Here is a 22,538-nt window from a genome sequence, read left to right as displayed (position 1 = left end):
TTTCCCCACCACCGCATTTTCGCATGGACAAACGTCACTTCCTGGGCGCGGCACTCGCCTCCGGCACCCTGCCCGCCATCGCTGCGCCAGCCGTGGTTCCAACGGGCGGCCCTGCCCTGCTCACCATCACCGGCGCCGTCACGCGCAGCAACCGCGGCGGCCTCGACCCGGTGCGCGACCAGATGATGTTCAAGCACAAGCTGGCATTCAAGCGGGCTTTCGCGCTGGACTTCGCGGCGATCGCGGCCTTGCCGGCCCAGACCATCCGGCCCACGCTGGAATACGACGGCAAACCGCATACGCTGCGCGGGCCCCTGCTGGCGGACGTCCTGGCCCTGGCCGGCACGCGTCCCGCCGACGCCAGCCAGCTGCTGTTGCGTGCGGTGGACGGCTATGCCGCCGCCGTCCCGATGGGCCAGCTGCGCGCCTGGAAATTCATCGTCGCGACCCATCTCGACGGACAGCCGATGGCGCTGGGCGGGCTGGGGCCCTTGTGGGCGGTGTACGACGCCGACCGCGTGCCGGAGATGGCGGCGCGGCCGGTCAAGGAGCGTTTTGGCGCCTGCCCCTGGGCGCTGTATCACATCGACGTGTTAGCGGATCAGGCGTAGGCTTCGGCCAAACTCATGACGCGCGGCGTGATGGCGATGCCGACGTTGCCGAACAAGGCTTCGATCGCCGCCAGGTTGGTCTTGCATTCCTCGGCCTTCCAGCCGTTGAACAGGTCGGTGCCGTCTTTCTGGAAGTGCAGGTCCAGCACCTTGCCCTTGTCCTTGTGGACATAGCTTTGCTGGTGGGTGTTCTTGAAGCCGAGTTCGGCCAGGCCCGCCAGCACGGTCTGGGGCGGATTGTCCGGATCGGTCGCCAGGAAGACACCGAAGGTCTTGCCCGGCGGTTTGGCGGCGACGTCGACTTCATAGATGCCCGGGGCCTTGGTGGCGCTGGTGCTCTTCAGGAACAGCATGGGTTCTCCTTCTCCTGTTGCCCGCGCGGCCATGGGTGGCGGGCGGATCGCTGATTGGTCTCAGCGTCCTAGCTTATTGCCCTACAGGAACTTTGTCGATCACTGACTGCACTTTTTTTGGCGTTAGCGCAGTAACAGGCCCCAAACGGTGCCGCCAATTAACAACGCGCAGGCCAGCATTCCCGTAATAAACCCGAGTTCGCGCTTGGCCGGATCGCGGTAATAGCCGAGCGCATAGGCGATGCGGCCCAGACACCACAGCAGGCCGCCCGCCGCCGCCCACAGGTCGCCCAGGTAGAAGGCGCACAGCCACAGCGGCGCCAGGACCAGGGGCAGCTGTTCGAGGGTATTGGCCTGTACGCGCTGGCAGCGCAGGAATTCTTCCGGTCCTTCCATCAGGGGCGCCGGCACCGCGTGGCGGATGCGGGCGCGGCCGGCATTCACACCGGTCCAGAAGTAGACGCCAAGTACGGCCAGGGTGGCCCAGGCGGTGAAGAACATGGGAACTCCTGTGGATAATGCTTTGGATAAGAACATGGAAAGGCCTTGGAAAAACCCGGGAAAAGTGCTTGGATAAGCTTGGGATAAGGGGAGGGATAAGCCTTGGAAAAGCGCTGGACAAGCCCTGGATAAGTTCAGGCTGCCCCACGTTTGCGGCGTGCCAGCTCGGCGGTCGGCGGCACCAGCGCTTCGTACAGGCGGCCGGTGGCGGCATCCCAGCGCGTCACGGCATCCTGCTGGCGTGCCACGGTGGCGAAGTCGCCGCGCGCGACCGGTCCGCTGAGCGCCGCTTCCGGGCCGAGGCGGAATACGTTGGCCAAGGCTTCACTCGCGAGCGGCCGCGCCAGTTCGCGCGCCACTTCCGCCGGCACCCCGGCCGCCTCGTACGCGCGCAGGGCGGCGTCGAGCACCGTCACCAGGTAGTTCGACGCGAACACGGCGGCCGCGTGGTAGACCGTCTTGGCGGCCGGGTCGATGCGCACCAGGCGTGCCCCGATCGCCGCGAAGGCCGGCTCCAGCAGCCCCAGCGCCGCGTCGTCGCCCTCGATCCCGCAAAAGGTGCCGGCGAAATCCGCGGCCACGGCTTGGGGGTCGGCGAAGCTGCGCACCGGGTGCACGCTGGCGACATGGGCGCCGGCCGCGCGCGCCGCCTGCAATTCGCCGGAAGCCTTGGCGCCGCTGCAGTGGAACACCACCGCCCCCGCCAGCGGTCCGCTTGCCGCCAGGGCTTTGCAGGCCGGCACGATGGCGTCGTCGCCCACCGCCAGCATCCACACCTGGGCCGGGCGCATCTGCGCCAGCGTGGCGCAGGCGTGGCCGGCGCCGATGAAGTCCACCGCCTCGCGGGCGCTGGCCGCGTTGCGGGTCAGGACGTCCTGCACGACAAAAGCGCCGCTGGAGGCGAACAGGCGCCCGAGCGCGCGGCCGACGTGGCCGGCGCCGACCAGGTTCAGCGTCGCCACGTCAGAAACCGGAACCGGGCAGCGCGAGGTAGGCCAGCTCTTCCGGCGAGGAGGCGCGGCCGAGGATAGGGTTACGGTGCGGGAAACGGCCGAAGCGGGCGATCACGCCGCGGTGGCGGTGCGCATAATCCAGGGCCTCTGCGAAACCCTCATGCTGGCTGGCCAGCTCGGTGAACAGGGTCACGGCCTGCTCCTGCATGCGCGCGTCCTCCGCGTGCTCGAAGGGCATGTAGACGAACTGGCGCTCAACCGGAGAGAGCGTCAGATGCTCGCCCGAATCCACCAGCTGCTGCGCGCTGGCCAGCGCCAGCGTGTCGCCGGCGAAGGATTCCGGCTTGCCGCGGAAGGCGTTGCGGGTGAACTGGTCGAGCACCAGGATGCGCGCCAGCGCGCCGCGCGGTCCGAGCTCGTCCCATTCGCGCAGCCCGCCCGCCACCGCCTGGTGGATGAGGGCGCCGAAGCGCTCGCGCAGCGCCGCATCGAAGGCTTCGTCCTTGCGGAACCATTCGATGCGCTGTTTGCCATGGCCTTCGCTGCCTTCCGGCAGGAACCAGAAATCGAGAACGTCTTGTGCTTGCATTGATGACCCCCAGTTCTGAATAAACCGATTTATTGTTGTTGGATTTTTCTTAATTACGGGCGTGCGACAGCTGGAAGGCTTCCAGTCCTTCGAAGGCGGCCAGCTCCTGCGCCAGTTCCGACAAGGGCGCGCCGCTGTGGTTCGACAGCGCCAGCGCCACGAAGCGCCATTCCTGGCGGCCTTCGTCGCTGCTGATGGTGAGCGAGCTGCCCGCGATCTCGTAGCCGCGCTCGAGCGCGGCCTGGCGCAGGACCTCTTCGCGCGGCAGCACCTGGGGCTTGAAACGCATGCGCACCGCCACTGCATGGCGCGAAGGCAGGATGGTCTCCAGGCGGTTCAGGTAGATCATGATCATGCCCGAGAAGAAGGCCAGGCCCATCGCCGCCAGGTAGAAGCCGACGCCGACCAGGATGCCGATCGCGGACGAGGCCCAGATCGAGGCGGCCGTGGTCAGGCCGCTGATGTTGAAGCCTTCGCGCATGATCACGCCGGCGCCGAGGAAGCCGATGCCGGTCACCACGCCCTGGATGATGCGGGTCGGGTCGACCGGCGCCAGCACGCCGCCATGGCCGCCGTACCAGAAGTCCGGGTAGCCGGCCAGGATGGTCAGCGCGGCCGAGGCCATGCACACCAGCCCATAGGTGCGCATGCCGGCGGCGCGGCCGTGGTAGGCGCGTTCATAGCCGACCAGCAGGCCGAGCGCCAGCGCGCCGGCCAGGTGCAGCAGGATCAGGCCGTTGGTGTAGATGCTGGATTCGGACCAGTAATTGGCCAGCAGGGCATGGGAGGGCATGGCGGGTCGTCACGCTCCCGGTTTCTTGCGCACCAGCTGCTTTTCGAAGGCTTCGTCGTGCTTGCTGATCCGCTTGACCTCCTGCGGGCCGAGGCCGTTCACGAAGGCGACGAAGTCGTCCAGCTCGAGCGGCGCATTGAGCGCGGGCGCGCCCGGGGCCTCGGACAGGTAGAACAGCCCGTCGCCGGTGCGCGCCATCGAATACGCGGCGTTCCCGGTGCGCTTCTTGAGGCGTTCGACCGCCGCGCTGGCGCGGGTGGAACGGGAGCTCGCCATCAGATCGCCTCCGTCCGTTCGATGAGCCAGTCGCGCGCCGCGCCGGCGACCATAGGCTCGAGGCGCGCACGCACGGTGGCGTGGTAGGCGTTCAGCCACGCGATCTCGTCTTCGCGCAGCAGGGAGCGCACCAGGGGACGGGTATCGATCGGGCACAGGGTGAGCGTCTCGAAGCCCAGGTATTCGCCGAACTCGGTGCTGTCCACCACACGGTTCAGCACCAGGTTCTCGATGCGGATGCCCCAGCGGCCCGGACGGTAGATGCCCGGCTCGATCGAGGTGATCATGCCCGGCTCCATCGCGGTGTGCGGATCCGGCGGCACACTAGGGGAGATGGTCTGCGGGCCTTCGTGCACGTTCAGGAAATAGCCGACGCCGTGGCCGGTGCCGTGGCCGTAGTCGATGCCGGCGGCCCAGATCGGCGCGCGCGCGATCGCGTCCAGCATCGGCGAACGGGTGCCGCGCGGGAAGCGCGTCGCCGACAGGTTGATCAGGCCCTTCAGCACCAGGGTGTAGTCGCGCTTCTGCGCTTCGCTCGGGGTGCCGACCGGGATCACGCGCGTGATGTCGGTGGTGCCGCCCAGGTACTGGCCGCCCGAGTCGATCAGCAGCAGGCCGTCGCCTTCGATCGTCGCGCAGGTTGCTTGCGCGGCGCGGTAGTGCATGATCGCGCCGTTGCTGTTGAAGCCGGCGATGGTCGAGAAGCTCGGGCTGATGAAGTTGGGACGGCGCGCACGGCTTGCCGTGATATGGGTGTCGATCGCGACTTCATCCAGCGGCATACGGGCGCTGTTGGCCAGTTCGGCCTCCAGCCAGGAGAAGAATTCGCACAGCGCGGCGCCGTCCTGCTCCATGGCGGCGCGCACGTTGACCGCTTCGCTATCGAGCTTGCGCGACTTGGCGAAGGTGGTCGGGTTGATCGCTTCGACCACGTGCACGCCTTGCGCTACCGCGGCGCGCATGCCGGCGGTCACCCGGCGCGGGTCGAGCAGCAGGGTGGCGCCGTCCGGCAGCGCACCGAGCGCGGTGGCGGCGTTCGCGTACGGCGCGAGGTGCACGCCGTCGGACTCGAGGCGCGCCCGGACTTCCGGCGGCACCTTGCCCTCGCCGACGAACAGGGTGGCATCGGCGCGGCCGATCAGCGCATGCGCCAGGAACACCGGGTTAAAACTGACGTCGGCGCCGCGCAGGTTGAACAGGTAGGCGATGTCGTCCAGCGTCGAGATGACATGGAAGCCGGCCCCATGCTGCTCCATCGCGGCGCGGGTAGCGGCCAGCTTGTCCGCGCGGCTGGTGGTCGCGTAGGGCGGCAGGTGCTCGAACACCGGGTCGGCCGGCAATGCCGGACGGTCCTGCCAGACTTCGTCGAGCAGGTCGATGTCGGTACGCAGCCGGATGCCCTTGGCCGACAGGGCGTCCGTCAACAGGCGTGCGCCGGCCAGGCCGAGCACGCGCGCATCCACCGCGACGGTCTGGCCGGGCGCCAGGTTGGCCGCCAGCCAGTCCACGTGCATCTGGCTCGCCGCACCCGGGATCTTCATCAGGGCGATCTCGCTGCCGGCCAGCTCGGTCTCGGCCTGGGTCCAGTAGCGGCCGTCGGTCCACACGCCGGCAAAGTCCGCGGTGGCGATGAAGGTGCCGACCGAGCCGGTGAAGCCCGACACCCACTCCCTGCCCTTCCAGTGCCCGGGCAGGTATTCCGACAGGTGCGGGTCGCTCGACGGCACGACAAAGGCGTCGATGCCGGCACGCGCCATTGCGCTGCGCAGCTGGGCCAGGCGCTTGCTGCGGGCTTGTTCAAATTCAGTGGACATGGCTTGGGTCTTGGGTTGTTATCCTAGCCACGTATGATACGCCGAACGGCGCGTTACAATGTTGTCCGAGACGAACAAACGACCGGCGCGCACGCCGGCACAGGAGACAGAATGGATTTTGAAGCGGCAAAGACACTCTGCCGCAGCTTCCCCGGCTGCACTGAAGACACCAAGTGGGACCACGACACCGTCTTTTCGGTCGGCGCCAAGATGTTTGCCGTCACCAACAAGGACGGCCCCTCGACCGGCTTTAGCCTGAAGGCCGACGACGAGCGCTTTCTTGAACTGACCGACCGCCCCGGCATCCTCCCTGCCCCCTACCTGGCGCGCGCCAAGTGGGTCTTCGTGACGCCGGAGGCCCGGCTCGACGACGAGGAGTTCGCAGCCCTGCTGCGCCGCTCGTATGAGCTCGTTTTCGCCAAGCTCACCCGCAAGCTGCAGCGTGAGATCCAGGGCGCCTGATTCCAACAGGAACGCGCCCGCCTACCTGATTGGCGCATAATCGCAGCGCCATCCCGACACCAGAGACAGACCGACCATGCAAGACTACCACCATGACCGCGCCCGCGCGCTGCTCGCCAACGCCACCCAGATCGTCACGCCCGAAGAAGTCCAGGCCGCGGTGGCGCGTGTCGCCACTGAGCTGAACAAGCGCTTCGGCAATCCCGACGAGAAGTCCTTCCCGCTGGTGCTGGGCGTGATGGGCGGCGCCGTCGTGTTCACCGGCCACCTGCTGCCGCAGCTCGACTTCCCGCTCGAATTCGACTACATCCACGTGAGCCGCTACGGCGACGCCGACCGCGGCGGCCAGATCGTGTGGAAGGTCATCCCGCGCCAGGACGTGGCGGGCCGCACCATCGTCGTGGTCGACGACATCCTCGACGAAGGCGAGACCCTCGCCCACGTGAAGCAGCGCCTGCTCGACATGGGCGCGGCCGAAGTGGTCGTCGCGGTGTTCGCCGACAAGGACCTCAAGCGCGCCAAGCCGATCAAGGCCGACCTGGTCGGCTTGAGCCTGCCGAACGAATTCGTGGTCGGCTTCGGCATGGACGTGTACAACTACTGGCGCAACCTGCCGGGGCTGTGGTCGATCAACCAGGACGACCTGAGCGCGGCGGAACCGCCGCCGCCCTTCCCGACGCCCGACGCCAAGCGCCTGGATTAATGTAGGGTGGACGGCTTCGCCGTCCGCGCGTTCAACCAGCTGAAAAATAACCGCAGCGTCTGCTCAAGCCGGATTTGAACGCGCGGTCGGCAGAGCCGACCACCCTACAGCGCCAGGCGCGCGCGCGCCGCCGCGTATTCCGCCTTCAGGCGCTCGACCATCTCGGCCACGCTCGGCACGTCGTCCATCAGGCCCACGCCCTGGCCGGCGCCCCAGATGTCGCGCCAGGCCTTGGCGCTGCCCGCACCGAAGCTCATCTTGCTCTTGTCCGATTCCGGCAGGTTGTCCGGATCGAGCCCGGCGGCGACGATCGATTTCTTCAGGTAGTTGCCGTGCACGCCGGTGAACAGGTTGGTGTACACCACGTCGGCCGCCGACGATTCCACGATCGCGTCGCGGTAGGCGTCGCTGACGTTCGATTCCCGGGTCGCCAGCCAGCGCGAGCCGATGTAGGCGAAGTCGGCGCCCATGGCCTGGGCCGCGAGGATCGCGTCGCCGGTGGCGATCGCGCCGGACAGGGCGATCGGCCCCTTGAAGAACTTGCGCACCTCGCCCACCAGCGCGAAGGGCGACAGCGCGCCCGCATGGCCGCCGGCGCCGGCCGCCACCAGGATCAGGCCGTCCACGCCGGCTTCCAGCGCCTTCTGCGCGTGGCGGATCGAGACCACGTCGTGCATCACGATGCCGCCGTAGGCGTGCACCGCATCGAGCATCTCCTTCGGCGGCGCGCGCAGCGAGGAGATGATGATCGGCACCTGGTGCTTCACGCAGACCTCGACGTCGTGCGCCAGGCGGTCGTTCGAGGCGTGCACGATCTGGTTCACCGCGATCGGGCCCACCTTCGCGCCCGGGTTGGCGTCCTGGTACTCGGCCAGCTCGCGCTGCAGGTCGGTCAGCCAGGTGTCCAGCAGTTCGGCCGGCCGCGCGTTCAGGGCGGGGAAGGAACCGACGATGCCGGCCTTGCACTGGGCCGCCACCAGCGCGGGACCGCTGGCGATAAACATCGGCGAAGCGATGACGGGGAGGGACAGGTCTTGCAGCACGGGTGGCAGCGTCATGGGAAGCTCTCGGTTGTCGGTTGATCAAACGTATCCAGGGCATTATGCCGTGAAAAAAGAACGATCGTGCTAGATTCTGGACTCTAAACGTCAGCCAGGGCGCCGCCATCGATGCGGGCGGCGCCGGCGCGCACCAGTGCCGCGCAGGCCCATTGCGCCAGCGCGTCCTCGTCCATGGCCAGCACCCCGGTGCGCACCCGTTCCACCAGCGGGATCGAGGCCAGCAGGCCGGGCAGCGCCTCCAGCGCCAGCGCGCGCCGCTCCAGCAGCAGGAATTTCAACAGCACCTTGACCGCGTTCTGTGCGTTGCGCACCGGGTCCGCACTCAGGTAATCCAGGCGCGTCCGCGCCCGCGCCAGCGCCCCCGGCACGTCGCCGAACAGCGCCCCATGGCCGGGAATGACCACGCGCGCATCCAGGCTGGCGATCAGCTCGAGGGTGGCGCCGACCTCGTCGAAGCCCGGCTCGCCGGCCAGTTCCGGGAACACCACCCCGAAACCGTTCTCCCACAGCGCGTCGCCGGAAATCAGGATGCCTTCGCTTGCGCAGAAGAACAGCAGCGCATGCGGGTCGTGGCCGGGCGCCGCCAGGACCTGCCAGCGCAGATCACCGAGCATCAGGATATCGCCCGGGGCCAGGGTGACATCGAAATGAAAACGCGCGCACTGCTGGCCGGTGGCGCGGTAGCTGAGCGCCTCTTCGTCCCACGCGGCCACCTTGGCGGCGTCCAGCGCCGGGATCGCGATCCGGCAGCCATAGGCCTGCGCCAGCAGGGCGTTGCCGCCGCAGTGGTCGGAGTGCAGGTGGGTGTTGAGCAGGCGTTCGAGCGGGCGGGAACCGAGCACCTGGCGCACCAGCGCCAGGGTCTGCGCCGCATGCGTCACGTAGCCGCTGTCGACCAGCGCCGTGTCCTCGGCGCCGGTGAACAGGATGTTGTTGGACGAGAGCCAGCCGCGCTCGAAGACGTGGATCGACGGCGGCAGGCGCGCTTCCACCTCAGCCCCAGTCGATCTCGGCTTGGCGGCGCCGGATCTCGGCCCACACGGCGCGCTTGTCCTCGTCGCTGGCGCTGCCCCAGGCGACGATCTCCTCGATCGTGCGCAGGCAGCCCCGGCACAGGCCAGTGGCGGGCTCCATCTGGCATACGTTGATGCAGGGAGAGGGGACGGGGCTGTGCAGTTCCGGTGCGCTCGGCACCGGCGGTTTTTGCGGCAGGGACATCAGAAGATCGCAGCCAAGTCGAAGAAGTAGGCACAGCCCATGACCACGCCCATCGCGATCACGACCAGCCGGCTGCCGCGGTCCTTGAGTGCATACAGGACCGGGTCGTCGTCCATTTCATCACGCCCGGTCTTGATCCACAAGCGTCCGAGCCAGTAGATCAGCAGCGCCACGGCAGCCCACAGCAGCGTAGGGGTGGCGTAGCGCGCCTGGGTTTCAGGTGCGTGGATGTAGAGGCCGAACACCACCACCGCCGACATTGCCGAGGCCAGGCCCATCGGCCACAGCACGGCCAGGTCGCTGACGCGGTAATCGCGCCCGCGGGTACTGTTGCCGCCGCTGCCCTGCAGGGCCTTGAGCTCGGAACAGCGCTTGACTAGCGCCAGGCTGAGGAAGACGAACAGCGAGAAGGCCAGCAGCCAGGAGCTGGTTTCGATGCCCACCGCCACCGAGCCAGTCACGATGCGCATGGTATAGAGGATCGACAGCGCCATGACGTCCACCAGCACGTATTCCTTCAGGCTCCAGCTGTAAGTGGTGGTCATGACGACGTAGGCCAGCAGCATGGCGGCGAAGCCTGCGTTGACCCCAAGGACGGCAAGCCCGAACGCGACCGCCATCAGGCCGGCCGCGGCCGCGACGCCCGAGGTGATCGGCAGCACGCCACTGGCGAAGGGGCGCAGGCGCTTGCGCGGATGCTGACGGTCGTTGCCGAGGTCCCACAGGTCGTTGGCGATGTAGGTCGCCGAAGCCGCCAACGAGAAACACAGGAAGGCCAGCAGCATGGTGGCGATGTCGGCCGGGGCGAACGAGAACGCGGTGAGCATCGGCACGAACAGCAGGACGTTCTTGGCCCACTGGTGCACGCGCAAAGCCTTGCGCCACACCCGTAGCCCGGCGGCGGGACGCGCAAACTCCTTCTCGACCACATGTTCCCTGCGCACCTGGCGCGCCAGCGACTCGGACGCGCCGACCAGCAGCGCCGCCTGGGCGCCTTTCCATACCGCGAGGTCGGCCGGACTGTCGCCGGCATACGCAAACTCCGGCCCGACTTCTTCGCGAATCGCGGCCAGCTTGTTGGATCCCTTCAGGTTGCGCGTCTCGTCGGTGGCCAATACGCGGTCGAACAGGCCGAGGTGGGCTGCAACATCATCGGCAATCTTGCGGTGCGCGGCCGTGGCCAGCACGATTTCACGGCCGGCCGCCTTTTCGGCCCGCAGATAATCGAGCAGCTCTTCGCGGTAAGGCAACTGCGCCGCCGGCAGCTCGACACGGCGGGCGATTTCGGATTTCAACGCTTCACGGCCGCGCAGCAGCCAGAAAGGCAAGCGCAGCAGGCTCGATGGCGATTGCCGAGCCAGCAGCACGACGGACTCGACCAGCGTATCGGTCAGAGTGAGGGTGCCGTCGAGATCGACGACCAGCGGCACGGCGGCAGACACTGGTTCAGCCTGGTGGGAATTCAACATACACACTCAACAAGGAGAAATTCGAAGAACGACATTTTCCACTATGCAGAAATGCCGGTAAGGGGTCAATTGTAATTCTGGTATTGATTTATTGGCTATCAATAACGACGCTATGCGACAGCTGTTTGCGGACCAGCTTGTCGGCGAAGCGGCTTGTATCGATCAAACAACGTTCGTGTGTGCCTTCACACACCTTTTCCACCTCGTCCCAGGCCTCGACCCGGAAACGCACCCGGCGCCCCTCCACTTCCACTACCTCGCCTTCGATTCGCAGGCGCATGCCCGGCGGCGTCGGCGCCAGGTGGCGGAAGTTCACCATCGTCCCCAGGCTCTGCTCCCGCGGCCAGTCGACGTAGGGCATCATTCCGTGCAGGCAGGCAAGTTCCATCATGCCAACAAGGTAACCGGTGGCCAGCACATCCGGCATATCGCGGCAAAACAAGGTATCGTGGTAAAGCTGGGGCACGCTGGCGCGCTCCGGGACGGTGTAGTGCCATTCGAAGCGAAGGCCGGGCTGGAAAGTGGGATGCATGGGTGAAGCTTAGCGCATGCCGCGCTGCCTGGCTTGCTGCACGGACATGAGTGCAAGGCTGACGTAAGCCTGGGCAGGGAGATTGCAAGCAATGGCACGAACAGGAGGGCCAATGAAGCTGAACAAGAAACTGATGGCGCAGATGCGCGCCGCCACCCGCTCGACGCTGCGCTCGTTCCTGCACACGGTACCGGCGGCGGCCGACACCATGATCCAGGAAACACTGAAGAACGCCAGCGCCCTGCAGCGCGACGCCCAGCGCCGGATGCGCAGCGTCGGTGTGGGGAGCGCCGCGGCGGCAAGCGATCCCTTCGAAGCCGAACTCGGCGTCAGCCTGCCGGGCAGGTTCATGGACGGCAGCCATACCGCCCCGGCCGGCACCCGCGACTACAAGCTCTACGTCCCCGGCAATGATTCCGGCAAGCCGCTGCCGCTCCTGGTGATGCTGCACGGCTGCACCCAGGATCCGGAGGATTTCGCCAACGGCACCGGCATGAACGAGCTGGCCGAGGAAGCGTCCTGCCTGGTGCTGTATCCGGCCCAGAGCAAGGCGGCCAACCCGTCGCGCTGCTGGAACTGGTTCAACGCAGTCGACCAGCAGCGCGGCCAGGGCGAGCCTTCGATCATCGCCGGCATGACGCGCGCGGTCATGGAGCAGTACCCGGTCGATCCGGAACAGGTCTACGTGGCGGGCCTGTCGGCGGGCGGTGCGATGGCGACCATCATGGGCACGCTCTATCCGGACCTGTACGCGGCCGTGGGGGTGCATTCGGGCCTGCCGTTCGCGTCGGCGCACGACCTGCCCTCGGCGCTGGCGGCCATGAAGGGCGAGTTCCGGCACGCGCAGGCACAAGCCCAGCTGCCCGGGCGGCCGCTCCCGATCATCGTCTTCCATGGCGACCAGGACACCACCGTGCACCCGGCGAATGCCGATGAACTGATCGCCCAGGTCGCGCGCCAGGCGGCACGCCGCGCCGCCGAGCCGGGACGGGTGCCGGACGGCCATGCGTACACGCGCACCCTGCACCACCGCGAGGACGGGGCGGTGCATGCCGAGCACTGGCTGATCCACGGGGCCGGCCATGCCTGGTCGGGCGGCCGCGCGCGCGGCAGCTATACCGACGGGCGCGGGCCGGATGCGAGCCGGGAGATGCTGCGGTTCTTTCGCACACGGCGGTGATGCGTAGGGTGCACGGCCGTGCGCGCGTTCAAATCACAGTGCTGCTGCCTGTGCAGCAACTTCATTGGTAGTTGAACGCGCGGTCGGCAGAGCCGACCACCCTACGACCCCCGGCGCTTCGCGAGCTCGGCTTCGATATGCGCGCGCAGGCAGGCCGGGCACCAGCAGCCGGCGGCCTCCTGCGGCACCGGCACGGCCGGCGGCAGCGTGGTACACCAGCAGGGTTCAAGGCTGCCCTGGAGCATCGCGCAGCCGAATTCGGCGCCGCAGCGGCTGCATGTACTCGGGGTGGGAAGGCTACGCATGGTTCTTTACGGTGAGGATCGAGCCCATAAAATACAACAAGACGCCATATAATCAGCACAAGTACTACCCTGTTGCCTTAAAATCTTGCGACATTTATTTTGGACCCTCCATGAACGCTACTCTGACCAGCCTGAACACCGACGACCAGCCTAACGATCTGACCAAAGTATCGCCGCAGATCAAGGCGCAGATCCTGGCCGAGGCGCTTCCCTATATCCGCAACTTCCACGGCAAGACCATCGTCATCAAGTACGGCGGCAACGCCATGACCGACGAGCGCCTGAAGCACGGCTTCGCGCGCGACGTCATCCTGCTCAAGCTGGTGGGCATGAACCCGGTCGTGGTGCACGGCGGCGGTCCGCAGATCGACAATGCGCTGAGGAAGATCGGCAAGCAGGGCACCTTCGTGCAGGGCATGCGCATCACCGACGAAGAGACCATGGAAGTGGTCGAGTGGGTGCTGGGCGGCGAAGTCCAGCAGGACATCGTCATGCTGATCAACCACTACGGCGGCCAGGCCGTGGGCCTTACCGGCAAGGACGGTGGACTCATCCGCGCTCGTCGCATGAGCATGCCCGACAAGGAAAAGCCGGGCGAATTCCTGGACATCGGTTTCGTCGGCGAGATCGAGGCGATCAACCCTGCCGTCGTCAAGGCGCTGCAGGACGATGCCTTCATCCCGATCATCTCGCCGATCGGCTTCGGCCAGGACGGCCAGGCCTACAACATCAATGCCGACGTCGTCGCCGGCAAGATCGCCGAGATCCTGAAGGCCGAAAAGCTCATCATGATGACCAACATCGCCGGCGTGCAGGACAAGGCAGGCAACCTGGTCACCGACCTGTCGGCGCGCGAGATCGACGAGATGTTCGAAGACGGCACGATTTCCGGCGGCATGCTGCCGAAGATCTCGTCGGCACTGGACGCCGCCAAGTCCGGCGTGAATACCGTGCACATCATCGACGGACGCATCGAACACAGTTTGTTGCTGGAAGTCTTGACCGAGCAGGCATTTGGCACTATGATCCGGTCTCACTAATTTTTTTGTGGCGGAAATATCCGCCACAAGAAATGACCTGAATGCCCTTGTAGCTCAGTGGTAGAGCACTCCCTTGGTAAGGGAGAGGCCACGTGTTCAATCCACGTCAAGGGCACCACCTCCCCTCTGCAATACTCCCCCCTTAGTAGATCCGCTCCACCTTGATGCCGCGTTTGCGCAGCAGCTCGGGCAGTCCGCCTTGTCCCAGCAGGTGCAGCAGGCCCACCGCCACCACCGCATTGTTTTCGCGCGCCAGCAGGGCAGCCGCCTTGTCGGCCATCGGTCCGTTGCGCTCGTGGAGCAGGATGTCGCGCGTGAACTTCCCGGTCAGGCTGTCGTCGCTGTCCACGCGCCGCATCAGGTCTTCCTGCGCACGCCGGTCGGCACGCTCGTAGGCGTCGAGCAGCTCGCGCGTCTCGCGCAACTGGCGGCCCGAGGCCATGTCTTCCAGCGTTTCTTCCAGCAGGCGCCATTGCTCTTCGTCAGACAAGCGGTTCAGCAGACCGGCCTGGTAGTGCATGGTCTCGAGCTCGGCGATACGGGTCTTGCCCTGGCGCGCCAGCGTGGCGAGGTGGTCGTCGACGCCGAGGGCCGGGTCGTAGCCCAGCTTGACGGTCTCGAACACGGCAAGCATCGTCACCAGCATCCAGGGCTTGAATTGCGCCACGGCGGCCGGCTCCAGCCCGTGCTTGCGCAGCGCGGCCTCGATGCGCGCGCGGCGCTCGGGCGCCAGGGCCGCATAGCCCGGGCTGCCGGGCGGGAACATGCCGTGCTGCTGGACCGCGGCGGCGATCGCGGCCGGGTCGCTCTTCATGTCGATTTCCAGCGCCAGCGTGGGGGCGGCGGCGATCGCCGCCCGGATGCGCGGCTCGAGGGGATAGAAGTCCGCGCGGCCGACGTGCATGGTGCCGTACAGGTACAAGGTATTGCCCTTGTCGGTGGCCTTGAACAGCGCGCCCCGCGCTGTGCCCACTTCCGCCGCCATCGCCTGGAAGGCCAGCAGGAACAAGCTGAGGAACACCACTATAATCGGACGTCGTTGCATTCATTTCTCCTTGTTGTATTCGCGCTGTTAAGCTGAAATTGTGGCAAATCATACCCTCCCCTCCCCCGTCTGGCTGTTCGACCTCGACAATACCCTGCACGATGCCTCGCATGCCATCTTCCCGGCCATCAGCGCCAACATGAACACCTACATCGCGCGCGTGCTGGGCGACGGCACCAGCCCGGCCACCCAGGCCCAGGTCGATGCGGCGCGCCTGGGCTACTGGAAGCGCTACGGCGCCACCCTGCTCGGCATGATCCGCCACCACGGGGTTTCGGCGGCCGACTTCCTGCACGTCACGCACGATCTCGGCGCCCTCGACAAGCTGGTGCGGGCGGAGAAGGGACTGGGCACGCTGCTGCGCCGCCTGCCGGGCCGCAAGATCCTGCTCACCAACGCGCCGACGCGCTACTCGACCGACGTGATGCGCCACCTGGGCCTGAGCCGCCATTTCGCCCACCACGTGGCGATCGAGCACATGCACGTGCACCGCCAGCTGCGCCCCAAGCCTTCAAGCCTGATGCTGCGCCGCCTGCTGCGCAAGCACGGCGTGGCGGCGCGCCGCTGCATCCTGGTCGAGGACACGCTGGCCAACCTGAAAAGCGCCAGCCGTCTCGGCCTGCGCACCGTCTGGGTGACGCAATACCTGCGCATGAGCGATCCGATCGGAAAAGCGCCGCTGCCAAGGACCCTGAAACGCCCCGGTTACGTCGATGTCAAAGTAAAATCCGTGCGGCAGCTACCGGCGCGTCTGCACCGGTTGCGCTAATACCTACAACAACACCAAACTAGGGAATACATGGCAAGCACCAAGCCAGGTCAGCGCAAGCTGCAAATCCTCCAGGCCCTGGCCGCGATGCTCGAGCAGCCGAAGGGCGAAAAGATCACCACGGCGGCGCTGGCGGCGCGCCTGTCGGTGTCGGAGGCGGCGCTGTACCGCCACTTCGCCAGCAAGGCGCAGATGTACGAGGGCCTGATCGAGTTCATCGAGTCGAGCGTCTTCGGCCTGATCAACCAGATCGCCGAACGCGAGGAAGACGGGGTGCACCAGGCGCATGCGATCCTGCAGATGCTGCTGTCCTTCGCCGCCAACAACCCGGGCATGACCCGGGTGCTGATCGGCGACGCGCTGGTGGGCGAGGACGAACGCCTGCAGCTGCGCATGAACGGCTTCTACGACCGGATCGAAATGGCGTTCAAGGGCGCCTTGCGGGTTGCCGTCACCCAAGGCCACGGCCTGGAGACCGACGTCGCGGCGCGCGCCAGCCTCTTGGTGAGCTACGTGACCGGACGCTGGCACCGCTTCGCCAAGACCGGCTTCAAGCAGAACCCGGCCGAAGGCACGTCCCTGCAGCTGTCGCTGCTGCTGGCGGCATAAAGGCGCCACACAGGCATCATGGACACCCAGGAAGTATTCGCGCTGCTGGACGACGCCGGCGCCGTCGGCGAGGCCCGGTCGCGCCTCTACAGCCGCCACACCGGCACCCTGCATTGCCTCGATGCCGCCGGCTGGCCGCAGTTGCTGCGCGCGCTGCAGGAGGCGCTCGGACGCGGCCTGTACGCGGTGCCGCTGCTCACCTACGAACTGGGCGCGCAGCTGCAAGGCGTGCCGGCGCACCCGGTGCCGGGTGCGCTGGCGCAGGTGCTGTTGTTCGAACAATGCGAGCACCTGGATGCCAGCCAGGTCGAGGCCTGGATCGCCACCCGCGCGCCTGCCGACGCACTGGCGGGCGTGGCCGGCATTGCGCCCGACGTCGACGAAGCCGCCTTCAGCGATGCGATCCGCCGCATCCGCGACTACATCGCCGCCGGCGACACCTACCAGGTGAATTACACCTACCGCCTGCGCTTCGAGACCTATGGCGCGCTCGTCAACCTGTATGCGCGGTTGCGCGCGCGCCAGCGCGTACCCTACGGCGCCCTGGTGGCCCTGCCGGACGGCGGCGCGGTATTGTCCTTCTCGCCCGAACTGTTCGTGCGCCACGAGGCCGGTAGGCTGCAGGCGCGTCCGATGAAAGGCACCGCGCCGGCCAGCGGTGACGATGCGGTCGACCAGGAGCGCTCCCAGGCCCTCGCTCTGGACACCAAGAACCGCGCCGAGAACCTGATGATCGTCGACCTGCTGCGCAACGACCTGGGACGGGTAGCCGTCACCGGCAGCGTCGAGGTACCGGCGCTGTTCGAGGTGCGCCGCTATGGCAGCGTGCTGCAGATGACCTCGACCGTGCAGGCGCGCCTGCGCGAGGATGCCTCACTGGAGGAAGTATTCGCCGCGCTCTACCCCTGCGGCTCGATCACCGGGGCGCCGAAGCGCCGCAGCATGGAGATCATCCATGAACTGGAGCCGAGCGCGCGCGGCATCTATACCGGCGCGATCGGCTGGTTCGATCCGCCGGCGGCGGGTAGCGCCAGGGACTTTGGCGACTTCTGCCTGTCGGTCCCGATCCGCACCCTGGCGCTGGGCGCACCGGAGGGCGGCACCCGCAAGGGCGAACTGGGCGTCGGCGCCGGTATCGTGTACGACAGCGATGCCGCCTCCGAGTACGCCGAATGCCGGCTCAAGGCGCGCTTCCTCACCGGCCTGCCCAACGAATTCGAGATCTTCGAGACCCTGCGCGCTTCCTGGGACGACGGCTGCCGCCACGTCGAGCAGCACCTCGACCGCCTGGCCGCCTCCTGCCGCTACTTCGGCTATCCGTTCGACTATGGGGCCGCGCGCGCGGCCCTGAACGAGGCCTGCCTGGCCCTGCCCCACGGCCAGCTGCACCGGCTGCGCCTGGCGGTGGCCCCCGACGGCGCGCTGGCCGTGCAGGCGGCGCCGCTGGCGCCCCTGGGCGAACCGGTGGCGCTGCTGCTGGCGCAGGAAACGACCCATTCGGGCGACGTCTTCCTGCGCCACAAGACGAGCGTGCGCGGCCGCTACGACGCGGCCTGGCGCGCCGCCGAGGCGCAAGGCGCGTTTGACGCCCTGTTCTTCAACGAGCGCGGGGAACTGACGGAAGGGGGACGCAGCAACGTGTTCCTGCGTGTCGGCAGCGAGTGGATCACGCCGCCCGTGTCGAGCGGCCTGCTGCCGGGCGTGATGCGGAGCATCCTGTTGCAGGCGCCGGCCTGGAACGCGAGCGAGCGCGTGATCACGCGCGCGATGCTGGCGGAGGCGGACGACATCGTCGTCTGCAATGCGCTGCGCGGGCCGCTGCGGGCGGTCCTGCTGGACGACCCGCTGGGCTGATCAGAACTTGTAGCCGAGGCCGAGGCCGAACAGCACCGGATCGACCTTGACCACGCTTGCCTTCGCGCCGCCGACCATCACGTCGCTGCGGATGTTCACTTTCTTCACGTCGAGGTTGAGCGACCAGCGCGCATCGAGGCGGACGTCCACGCCGGCCTGCAGGGCCAGGCCCCAGCTGTCCTGTTCAAGGTCGCCCGCGCCGCCCAGCAGTTTCACGCGCGAGATGCGCGTATAGTTGAGGCCGGCGCCTAAGTAAGGACTCACTGTCGCCTGGGGCGCGAAGTGGTACTGGGCCGTCAGGGTCGGCGGCAGGTGGCGGAAGCTGCCGATGCGGGCGCTGTCCAGGGTGACCGCGTGCTTCTGTGGATAAGTCAGGATCAGCTCGGCCGCCAGGTGCGGCGTGAAGAAGTAGGAGATGTCGACTTCGGGGATGGTCTTGCTGGCTACGTGGATGCGGTCCGCGGCGCCGGTCCCGGCCAGGGGCGCGGATTGATTCGCCGGATCGATGTGGACGGCGCGCGCACGCACCAACCAGTTGCTGTCCTGTGCCAGGGCCTGGCTGCCGGCGAGCGCGAGCGACATAGCCAGCAGATGCTTCAACAAGCTATTCATTTTTTTTCTTCCTTTCGTCATGGTGACGAAAGGAAGAATATTGATGCAGCGCAAAAAAATCGTTGATCTGGATCAAAATAACCACATTGATATTGTGGTTATTGGCTCTCGGCTCACATGGCGAGCGCTTGCTCGATCTTGCCGACCAGGGCCGGATCTTCCGGCGTCACCTTGCTCGGGAAGTGGTCGATGACCTTGCCGTCGCGGCCGATCAGATACTTGGTGAAGTTCCACTTCGGCGCCTGGCCGGTGGCCTTGGCAAGGCTGGCGTGCAGCGGATTGGCTTCCGGGCCGGTGACCGAGCTCTTGGCGAACATCGGGAACTTGACCCCGTAGGTATTGAAGCAGAAGTCGGCGATCTCCTTGGAATTGCCCGGCTCCTGCTTGCCGAAGTCGTTCGAAGGGAAGCCCAGGACCACCAGTCCGCGCCCGCCGTACTTCGCGTACAGCTTCTCCAGTCCTTCGTACTGCTTGGTGAAGCCGCAGTAGCTGGCCGTGTTCACCACCAGCACCACCTTGCCGGCGTACTGGCACAGGTCCTGCGGGGCGTCGTCCTGCAGGCGCTTGAAATTTTGCTTGAGGATGGCCGGGCAGCTCATCGGCATGCGCGCGGCAGCCGGGGCGCCCGGCGCGGACGTGGCCTGTGCGGCGGCAGGCAGGGAGACGCTGGCTGCGGCAAGGGCAGCGAACAGCAGGGCGGTGGTCTTGATCATGGCGGGGAGTTCCCTGGTTGGTGATGCCACGATTGTAACGCAGCCGCCCCCTGTAAAGATCGCCGCCCGCCCGCGGCGCCCGGACGATATCCGTTCAGCCCGCGTTCAGGCTGCGGTGTTCGATCTTGATGCAGTGGTTCATGACGACGTCGAGGCCGGCGGCGCGCGCCAGATCGGCGGCAGCCTGGTTCTCGATGTCCAGCTGCATCCACAGGCAGCCGGCGCGCACGGCGATCGCTTCGCGCGCGATCGGCGGGATGTCCTCGGACTTGCGGAAGCAGTCGACGATGTCGATCCGCTGGCCGCTGCCGGCGAGGGCGTCGGCGGCCTCCTGCAGCGTGGCGACTACCTGTTCGCCCAGGATGGTCTGGCCGGCATAGCTCGGGTTCACCGGCACGATGCGGTAGCCGTGCTCCTGCAGGTAGGCCGCCACCTCGTGGCTGGCGCGGTCGGGTTTGTTCGACAGGCCGATGATGGCGATGGTCTTGCTGTCGTTGAGGATCTGGGCAATGCTTCTCATGGTGGCTTGGCTCGGTATGGATTCGGCTTCTAGCTTATCAGATTCGCATCGCTGCTGGCGTCGCGGGCGCAAACGTGAAAAGATGCGGACACTGTCGATTTCCATGCCCAACATGCGCCTTACCGCCCTTTCCCTGCTCGCCGCCCTGCTTCTCTCGCTGCCCGCCCACGCGGCCGAACCGCTGGCTGCGGTCGAACGCGCCATCGTCCCCGTCGCCGCCTGGGGCGGCACCCCGGCCGACGCGGCCAAGGCGCGCCGCCACACCATCAGCCAGATCACCCTGCATCACCAGGGCGAGCCCTTCAAGCCGGGCACCGATCCGCAAGCCTACCTGCGGCGCCTGCAGTCGTGGTCGCGCAGCAGCAAGGGCTGGCTCGACATCCCCTACCACTACGTCATCGACCTCGACGGCCGCATCTACGAGGCGCGCAACATCGACTTCGCGGGCGATACCAATACCGAATACGACCCGAGCGGCCACGCCCTGATCGAGGTGGTCGGCAACTTCGAGGAAGTGGAGCCGAACCAGCAGCAGTTGGAGGCCGTGGTCGACCTGATGGCGCTGCTGGCGGCCAGGTACAAGGTCTCGCTGGACGATATCAAGAGCCACCGCGACTATTCAAGCAAGACCGTGTGTCCCGGTGCGAACCTGTACCGCTACGTGAAAGAGAATTGGTTCCGCCACAAGGTGGCGCTGCGCCTGGCGGGTGAGCAAGCTGCGAAACCGTAGGGTGGACGGCTCCGCCGTCCGCGCGTTCAACCGGCATTGGAATAGCTGTACAGGCAGCATTGTCCAAGTTTGAACGCGCGTGCGGCACAGCCGCACACCCTACGAAAATCAGAGTTTGCGCGCCGGGATGCTGCGCCCGCCCTGCTTCAGCACCAGGCCCTGTCCGGCCGCCGGCTCGAAACTGATTTCGGCATCGACGTCGTTCGAGAAGAACACGGTTTCGCTCATCGGGAAGATTTCCAGCTTCGGCTGCCCGGTGGCCTGGGCAAAATAGCGCTCGCCCTCGCGGCTCAGCTCCATCACGAAGCCCGGACGCAGTTCATACCGGCCGACGCGGGCATCGAAGGCCGCGCTGGCGATCTTCACCGCCTTGCGGCCGGCCGGTGCGTCGCCGATACGCTGATTGACCAGCGCGTTGCCATCCTGGTGCAAGGTCACTGCCGTCACCTTGCCGCCCGCGTCACGCTGGAATTCGAACCAGTCGAGGCCTCCCGGCACGAAGAAGCTGTTGTCCGACGCGGCCTTCAGCGCTACCGGCGGCCGGCCGCTGCGCTGCATCACCAGGCCATCGGTGCTGCGGCGGAACACACGCTGCACGCCCTTCTCGACCTCATAGGTGCCGGTGACCGCGTCGAGCGCCGCGCCATCCAGCGCCACCTCCTTGAACTCGCGGTAAGGCTTGCCGATGGCGATGCCGGCCGCCTTGCGCGCGATCAGGGCCGGATTGGCCGGACCGCTGTCGCTGTTGGTCAGCACCGCGACATACACCTTCTGATCCGGGAAGCGCAGCGCATGCGTCGAGAAGCCGTTGATGCCGCCGCCATGGCCAATCGCGGTCTCGCCCTGCACCTTGCCGACCTCCCAGCCATAGCCGTAGCCGGTGGCCTTGCCATCGCTCAGGCGGTACGAAGTGAACGCTCGCTGCCAGCTGGAGGGCTTGAGCAGGCGGCCCGCGGCGATCGCTGCATCCCAGCGCGCCAGGTCGTCCACCGTGGACACCAGCGAGCCGGCCGCATAGGGCTGGGTCATGCTGAGCGGCGCGGCGGCGCCATAGCCCTGCTCGGCGCGGCTGTGGCCGGCCGCCACCGGCGCCTTGCTGGTCTTGACGCCTTCGTAATAGGTGTCGCGCATGCCGAGCGGCTTGAAGAGGCGCTGTTCCAGGAAGCTGGCGTAGCTCTGGCCCGAGATCTTCTCGATGATCGCGCCGAGCAGGAAGTAACCCGAGTTGTTGTAGCGGTACTGGCTGCCCGGTTCGAACTCGAGCGGATCGTTCTTGAACGTGTCGATCATCCGGGCCACGCTGATGTCCTGCGCCATGTTGAGCATGTAGCCCGGCTTGCCGGTATAGCTGGGGATGCCCGAGGTATGCGTCAACAGGTGCTCGATCGTGATCTTCTTTCCCTTGGCCGGGTAGTCCGGCAGGTGCTTCGTGATGTCGTCGTCCAGCGACAGCTTGCCATCCTCCGCCAGCATCAGGATGGCGGTCGCGGTGAACTGCTTGGTGATGGAGCCGAGGCGCAGCACCATCTCCGGGCGCATCTTCACGCCTTTCGCGGTATCGGCCATGCCGTAGGCGCGGCGCAGCACGGGCTTGCCGTCCTTGACCACGATGACGGTGGCGCCCGGCGCATCGGCCTGGAAATACGGCGCGATCGACGCATCGATGCGGCTGGCCAGGTCCTGCTCCGCGGTCGCGGAGGTGACGGCATCCCGGGCCAAGGCAGCCTGTGGATGGCACAGCAGCAGCACGGCGGCGCAGATGGCGGTACGAAGCAGCATGGTCGGTCCCTTTCCCTGTTGTAGTGGTGTGAAAAGCATAAGCCCGG

Annotated in this window: 27 protein-coding genes and 1 tRNA gene; 10 read left to right on the top strand and 18 right to left on the bottom strand. The window is 66.8% G+C overall.

The genetic code is table 11. From position 1 onward, the window contains the following. Positions 1-23 precede the first annotated feature (23 nt). Positions 24-611, top strand: a complete 588-nt coding sequence (locus tag MasN3_RS01560; protein WP_281911701.1) for a molybdopterin-dependent oxidoreductase — start codon at positions 24-26, stop codon at positions 609-611. Here the strand turns inward: MasN3_RS01560 and MasN3_RS01555 are convergent. The 7 genes from MasN3_RS01555 to MasN3_RS01525 form a co-directional block, all read right to left on the bottom strand. Beyond that, the gene (locus MasN3_RS01555) at positions 602-964 is read right to left on the bottom strand and encodes a hypothetical protein (RefSeq protein ID WP_281911699.1); all 363 of its coding nucleotides are present in this window, start codon (positions 962-964) and stop codon (positions 602-604) included. The two genes, MasN3_RS01560 and MasN3_RS01555, sit on opposite strands and share 10 nt — an antisense overlap. A gap of 123 nt (positions 965-1,087) precedes the next feature. After that, positions 1,088-1,465 (bottom strand): MAPEG family protein, encoded by a 378-nt coding sequence (locus tag MasN3_RS01550; RefSeq protein WP_281911698.1) that lies wholly within the window; start codon positions 1,463-1,465, stop codon positions 1,088-1,090. 134 nt (positions 1,466-1,599) lie between these two features. Further along, on the bottom strand, positions 1,600-2,427 hold the full coding sequence (locus MasN3_RS01545; RefSeq protein WP_281911697.1) for a Rossmann-like and DUF2520 domain-containing protein: 828 nt from the start codon (positions 2,425-2,427) through the stop codon (positions 1,600-1,602). Position 2,428: 1 nt separating this feature from the next. Beyond that, positions 2,429-3,007 (bottom strand): DUF924 family protein, encoded by a 579-nt coding sequence (locus tag MasN3_RS01540; protein ID WP_281911695.1) that lies wholly within the window; start codon positions 3,005-3,007, stop codon positions 2,429-2,431. A gap of 49 nt (positions 3,008-3,056) precedes the next feature. Next, entirely contained in the window at positions 3,057-3,800 is a 744-nt protein-coding gene (locus MasN3_RS01535) for an MgtC/SapB family protein (protein ID WP_281911694.1), read from the bottom strand. 9 nt (positions 3,801-3,809) lie between these two features. After that, a complete protein-coding gene (locus MasN3_RS01530) occupies positions 3,810-4,076 on the bottom strand; it encodes a hypothetical protein (RefSeq protein ID WP_036216788.1) in 267 nt (88 codons plus the stop codon). Then, positions 4,076-5,890 (bottom strand): aminopeptidase P family protein, encoded by a 1,815-nt coding sequence (locus tag MasN3_RS01525; RefSeq protein WP_281911691.1) that lies wholly within the window; start codon positions 5,888-5,890, stop codon positions 4,076-4,078. Before MasN3_RS01525 ends, MasN3_RS01530 begins: the two co-directional genes overlap by 1 nt. Before the next feature lie 111 nt (positions 5,891-6,001). On the opposite strand from MasN3_RS01525, the gene MasN3_RS01520 reads away from it, so the two are divergent. Together MasN3_RS01520 and MasN3_RS01515 are read left to right on the top strand one after the other, a co-directional pair. After that, complete coding sequence (locus tag MasN3_RS01520; RefSeq protein WP_281911689.1) at positions 6,002-6,352, top strand: MmcQ/YjbR family DNA-binding protein; 351 nt, start codon at positions 6,002-6,004, stop codon at positions 6,350-6,352. 76 nt (positions 6,353-6,428) lie between these two features. Beyond that, a complete protein-coding gene (locus tag MasN3_RS01515) occupies positions 6,429-7,055 on the top strand; it encodes a hypoxanthine-guanine phosphoribosyltransferase (RefSeq protein WP_281911687.1) in 627 nt (208 codons plus the stop codon). Between the two features lie 104 nt (positions 7,056-7,159). On the opposite strand, the gene MasN3_RS01510 is transcribed toward MasN3_RS01515, so the two are convergent. The 5 genes from MasN3_RS01510 to MasN3_RS01490 all read right to left on the bottom strand — a co-directional run bounded on the left by MasN3_RS01510 (position 7,160) and on the right by MasN3_RS01490 (position 11,335). Beyond that, on the bottom strand, positions 7,160-8,113 hold the full coding sequence (locus tag MasN3_RS01510; RefSeq protein WP_281911685.1) for an NAD(P)H-dependent flavin oxidoreductase: 954 nt from the start codon (positions 8,111-8,113) through the stop codon (positions 7,160-7,162). A gap of 83 nt (positions 8,114-8,196) precedes the next feature. Further along, on the bottom strand, positions 8,197-9,108 hold the full coding sequence (locus tag MasN3_RS01505) for an MBL fold metallo-hydrolase (protein ID WP_281911684.1): 912 nt from the start codon (positions 9,106-9,108) through the stop codon (positions 8,197-8,199). Position 9,109: 1 nt separating this feature from the next. Then, entirely contained in the window at positions 9,110-9,334 is a 225-nt protein-coding gene (locus MasN3_RS01500; RefSeq protein ID WP_281911683.1) for a DUF1289 domain-containing protein, read from the bottom strand. Then, positions 9,334-10,803: a UbiA family prenyltransferase gene (locus MasN3_RS01495; protein ID WP_281911681.1), complete on the bottom strand. Its 1,470-nt coding sequence runs from the start codon at positions 10,801-10,803 to the stop codon at positions 9,334-9,336. The genes MasN3_RS01500 and MasN3_RS01495 overlap by 1 nt, the downstream gene beginning before the upstream one ends. 88 nt (positions 10,804-10,891) lie before the next feature. Further along, entirely contained in the window at positions 10,892-11,335 is a 444-nt protein-coding gene (locus MasN3_RS01490; RefSeq protein WP_281911680.1) for a thioesterase family protein, read from the bottom strand. Between the two features lie 112 nt (positions 11,336-11,447). On the opposite strand from MasN3_RS01490, the gene MasN3_RS01485 reads away from it, so the two are divergent. After that, the gene (locus MasN3_RS01485) at positions 11,448-12,515 is read left to right on the top strand and encodes an extracellular catalytic domain type 1 short-chain-length polyhydroxyalkanoate depolymerase (protein ID WP_281911678.1); all 1,068 of its coding nucleotides are present in this window, start codon (positions 11,448-11,450) and stop codon (positions 12,513-12,515) included. Between the two features lie 101 nt (positions 12,516-12,616). Here the strand turns inward: MasN3_RS01485 and MasN3_RS01480 are convergent, their stop codons facing one another. Continuing rightward, positions 12,617-12,820: a cysteine-rich CWC family protein gene (locus tag MasN3_RS01480; protein ID WP_281911677.1), complete on the bottom strand. Its 204-nt coding sequence runs from the start codon at positions 12,818-12,820 to the stop codon at positions 12,617-12,619. 110 nt (positions 12,821-12,930) lie between these two features. Between MasN3_RS01480 and argB the strand changes: the two genes are divergently transcribed. Both argB and MasN3_RS01470 read left to right on the top strand, forming a co-directional pair. Further along, positions 12,931-13,860, top strand: a complete 930-nt coding sequence (argB, locus tag MasN3_RS01475) for an acetylglutamate kinase (RefSeq protein WP_281911676.1) — start codon at positions 12,931-12,933, stop codon at positions 13,858-13,860. Positions 13,861-13,903: 43 nt separating this feature from the next. Then, a tRNA-Thr gene (locus MasN3_RS01470) sits at positions 13,904-13,978 on the top strand. Positions 13,979-14,002: 24 nt separating this feature from the next. Here MasN3_RS01470 and MasN3_RS01465 read toward each other — a convergent pair. Next, positions 14,003-14,905, bottom strand: a complete 903-nt coding sequence (locus MasN3_RS01465; RefSeq protein ID WP_281911674.1) for a TraB/GumN family protein — start codon at positions 14,903-14,905, stop codon at positions 14,003-14,005. Between the two features lie 40 nt (positions 14,906-14,945). Between MasN3_RS01465 and MasN3_RS01460 the strand changes: the two genes are divergently transcribed. From MasN3_RS01460 to pabB, 3 genes are read left to right on the top strand one after another with little or no spacing between them, the layout of a single operon-like run. Further along, positions 14,946-15,674: a pyrimidine 5'-nucleotidase gene (locus MasN3_RS01460; RefSeq protein ID WP_281911672.1), complete on the top strand. Its 729-nt coding sequence runs from the start codon at positions 14,946-14,948 to the stop codon at positions 15,672-15,674. A 30-nt stretch (positions 15,675-15,704) separates the two neighbouring features. Continuing rightward, positions 15,705-16,283, top strand: coding sequence for a nucleoid occlusion factor SlmA (gene slmA / locus MasN3_RS01455; RefSeq protein WP_281911671.1), 579 nt, complete (start codon positions 15,705-15,707; stop codon positions 16,281-16,283). Positions 16,284-16,301: 18 nt separating this feature from the next. After that, positions 16,302-18,137 (top strand): aminodeoxychorismate synthase component I, encoded by a 1,836-nt coding sequence (gene pabB, locus MasN3_RS01450; RefSeq protein WP_281911669.1) that lies wholly within the window; start codon positions 16,302-16,304, stop codon positions 18,135-18,137. Here pabB and MasN3_RS01445 read toward each other — a convergent pair whose 3' ends face one another. The 3 genes from MasN3_RS01445 to MasN3_RS01435 form a co-directional block, all read right to left on the bottom strand. Beyond that, a complete protein-coding gene (locus MasN3_RS01445) occupies positions 18,138-18,749 on the bottom strand; it encodes an OmpW/AlkL family protein (protein WP_281911668.1) in 612 nt (203 codons plus the stop codon). 113 nt (positions 18,750-18,862) lie between these two features. Beyond that, positions 18,863-19,462, bottom strand: a complete 600-nt coding sequence (locus MasN3_RS01440) for a glutathione peroxidase (protein WP_281911667.1) — start codon at positions 19,460-19,462, stop codon at positions 18,863-18,865. A 94-nt stretch (positions 19,463-19,556) separates the two neighbouring features. Then, a complete protein-coding gene (locus MasN3_RS01435) occupies positions 19,557-19,982 on the bottom strand; it encodes a CoA-binding protein (RefSeq protein ID WP_281911666.1) in 426 nt (141 codons plus the stop codon). A 103-nt stretch (positions 19,983-20,085) separates the two neighbouring features. Here MasN3_RS01435 and MasN3_RS01430 point away from each other — a divergent pair, with 103 nt between their 5' ends. Further along, positions 20,086-20,712: a peptidoglycan recognition protein family protein gene (locus MasN3_RS01430; RefSeq protein WP_281911664.1), complete on the top strand. Its 627-nt coding sequence runs from the start codon at positions 20,086-20,088 to the stop codon at positions 20,710-20,712. A gap of 108 nt (positions 20,713-20,820) precedes the next feature. On the opposite strand, the gene MasN3_RS01425 is transcribed toward MasN3_RS01430, so the two are convergent. Further along, positions 20,821-22,491 carry a serine hydrolase gene (locus MasN3_RS01425; RefSeq protein ID WP_281911662.1) on the bottom strand — a complete coding sequence of 557 codons (1,671 nt, stop codon included), beginning with the start codon at positions 22,489-22,491 and terminating at the stop codon, positions 20,821-20,823. Positions 22,492-22,538: the final 47 nt, after the last annotated feature.

The organism is Massilia varians, assembly GCF_027923905.1.
Classification (GTDB): Bacteria; Pseudomonadota; Gammaproteobacteria; order Burkholderiales; family Burkholderiaceae_D; genus Telluria; species Telluria varians_B.
This window is presented reverse-complemented; position numbering and strand designations above follow the sequence as displayed.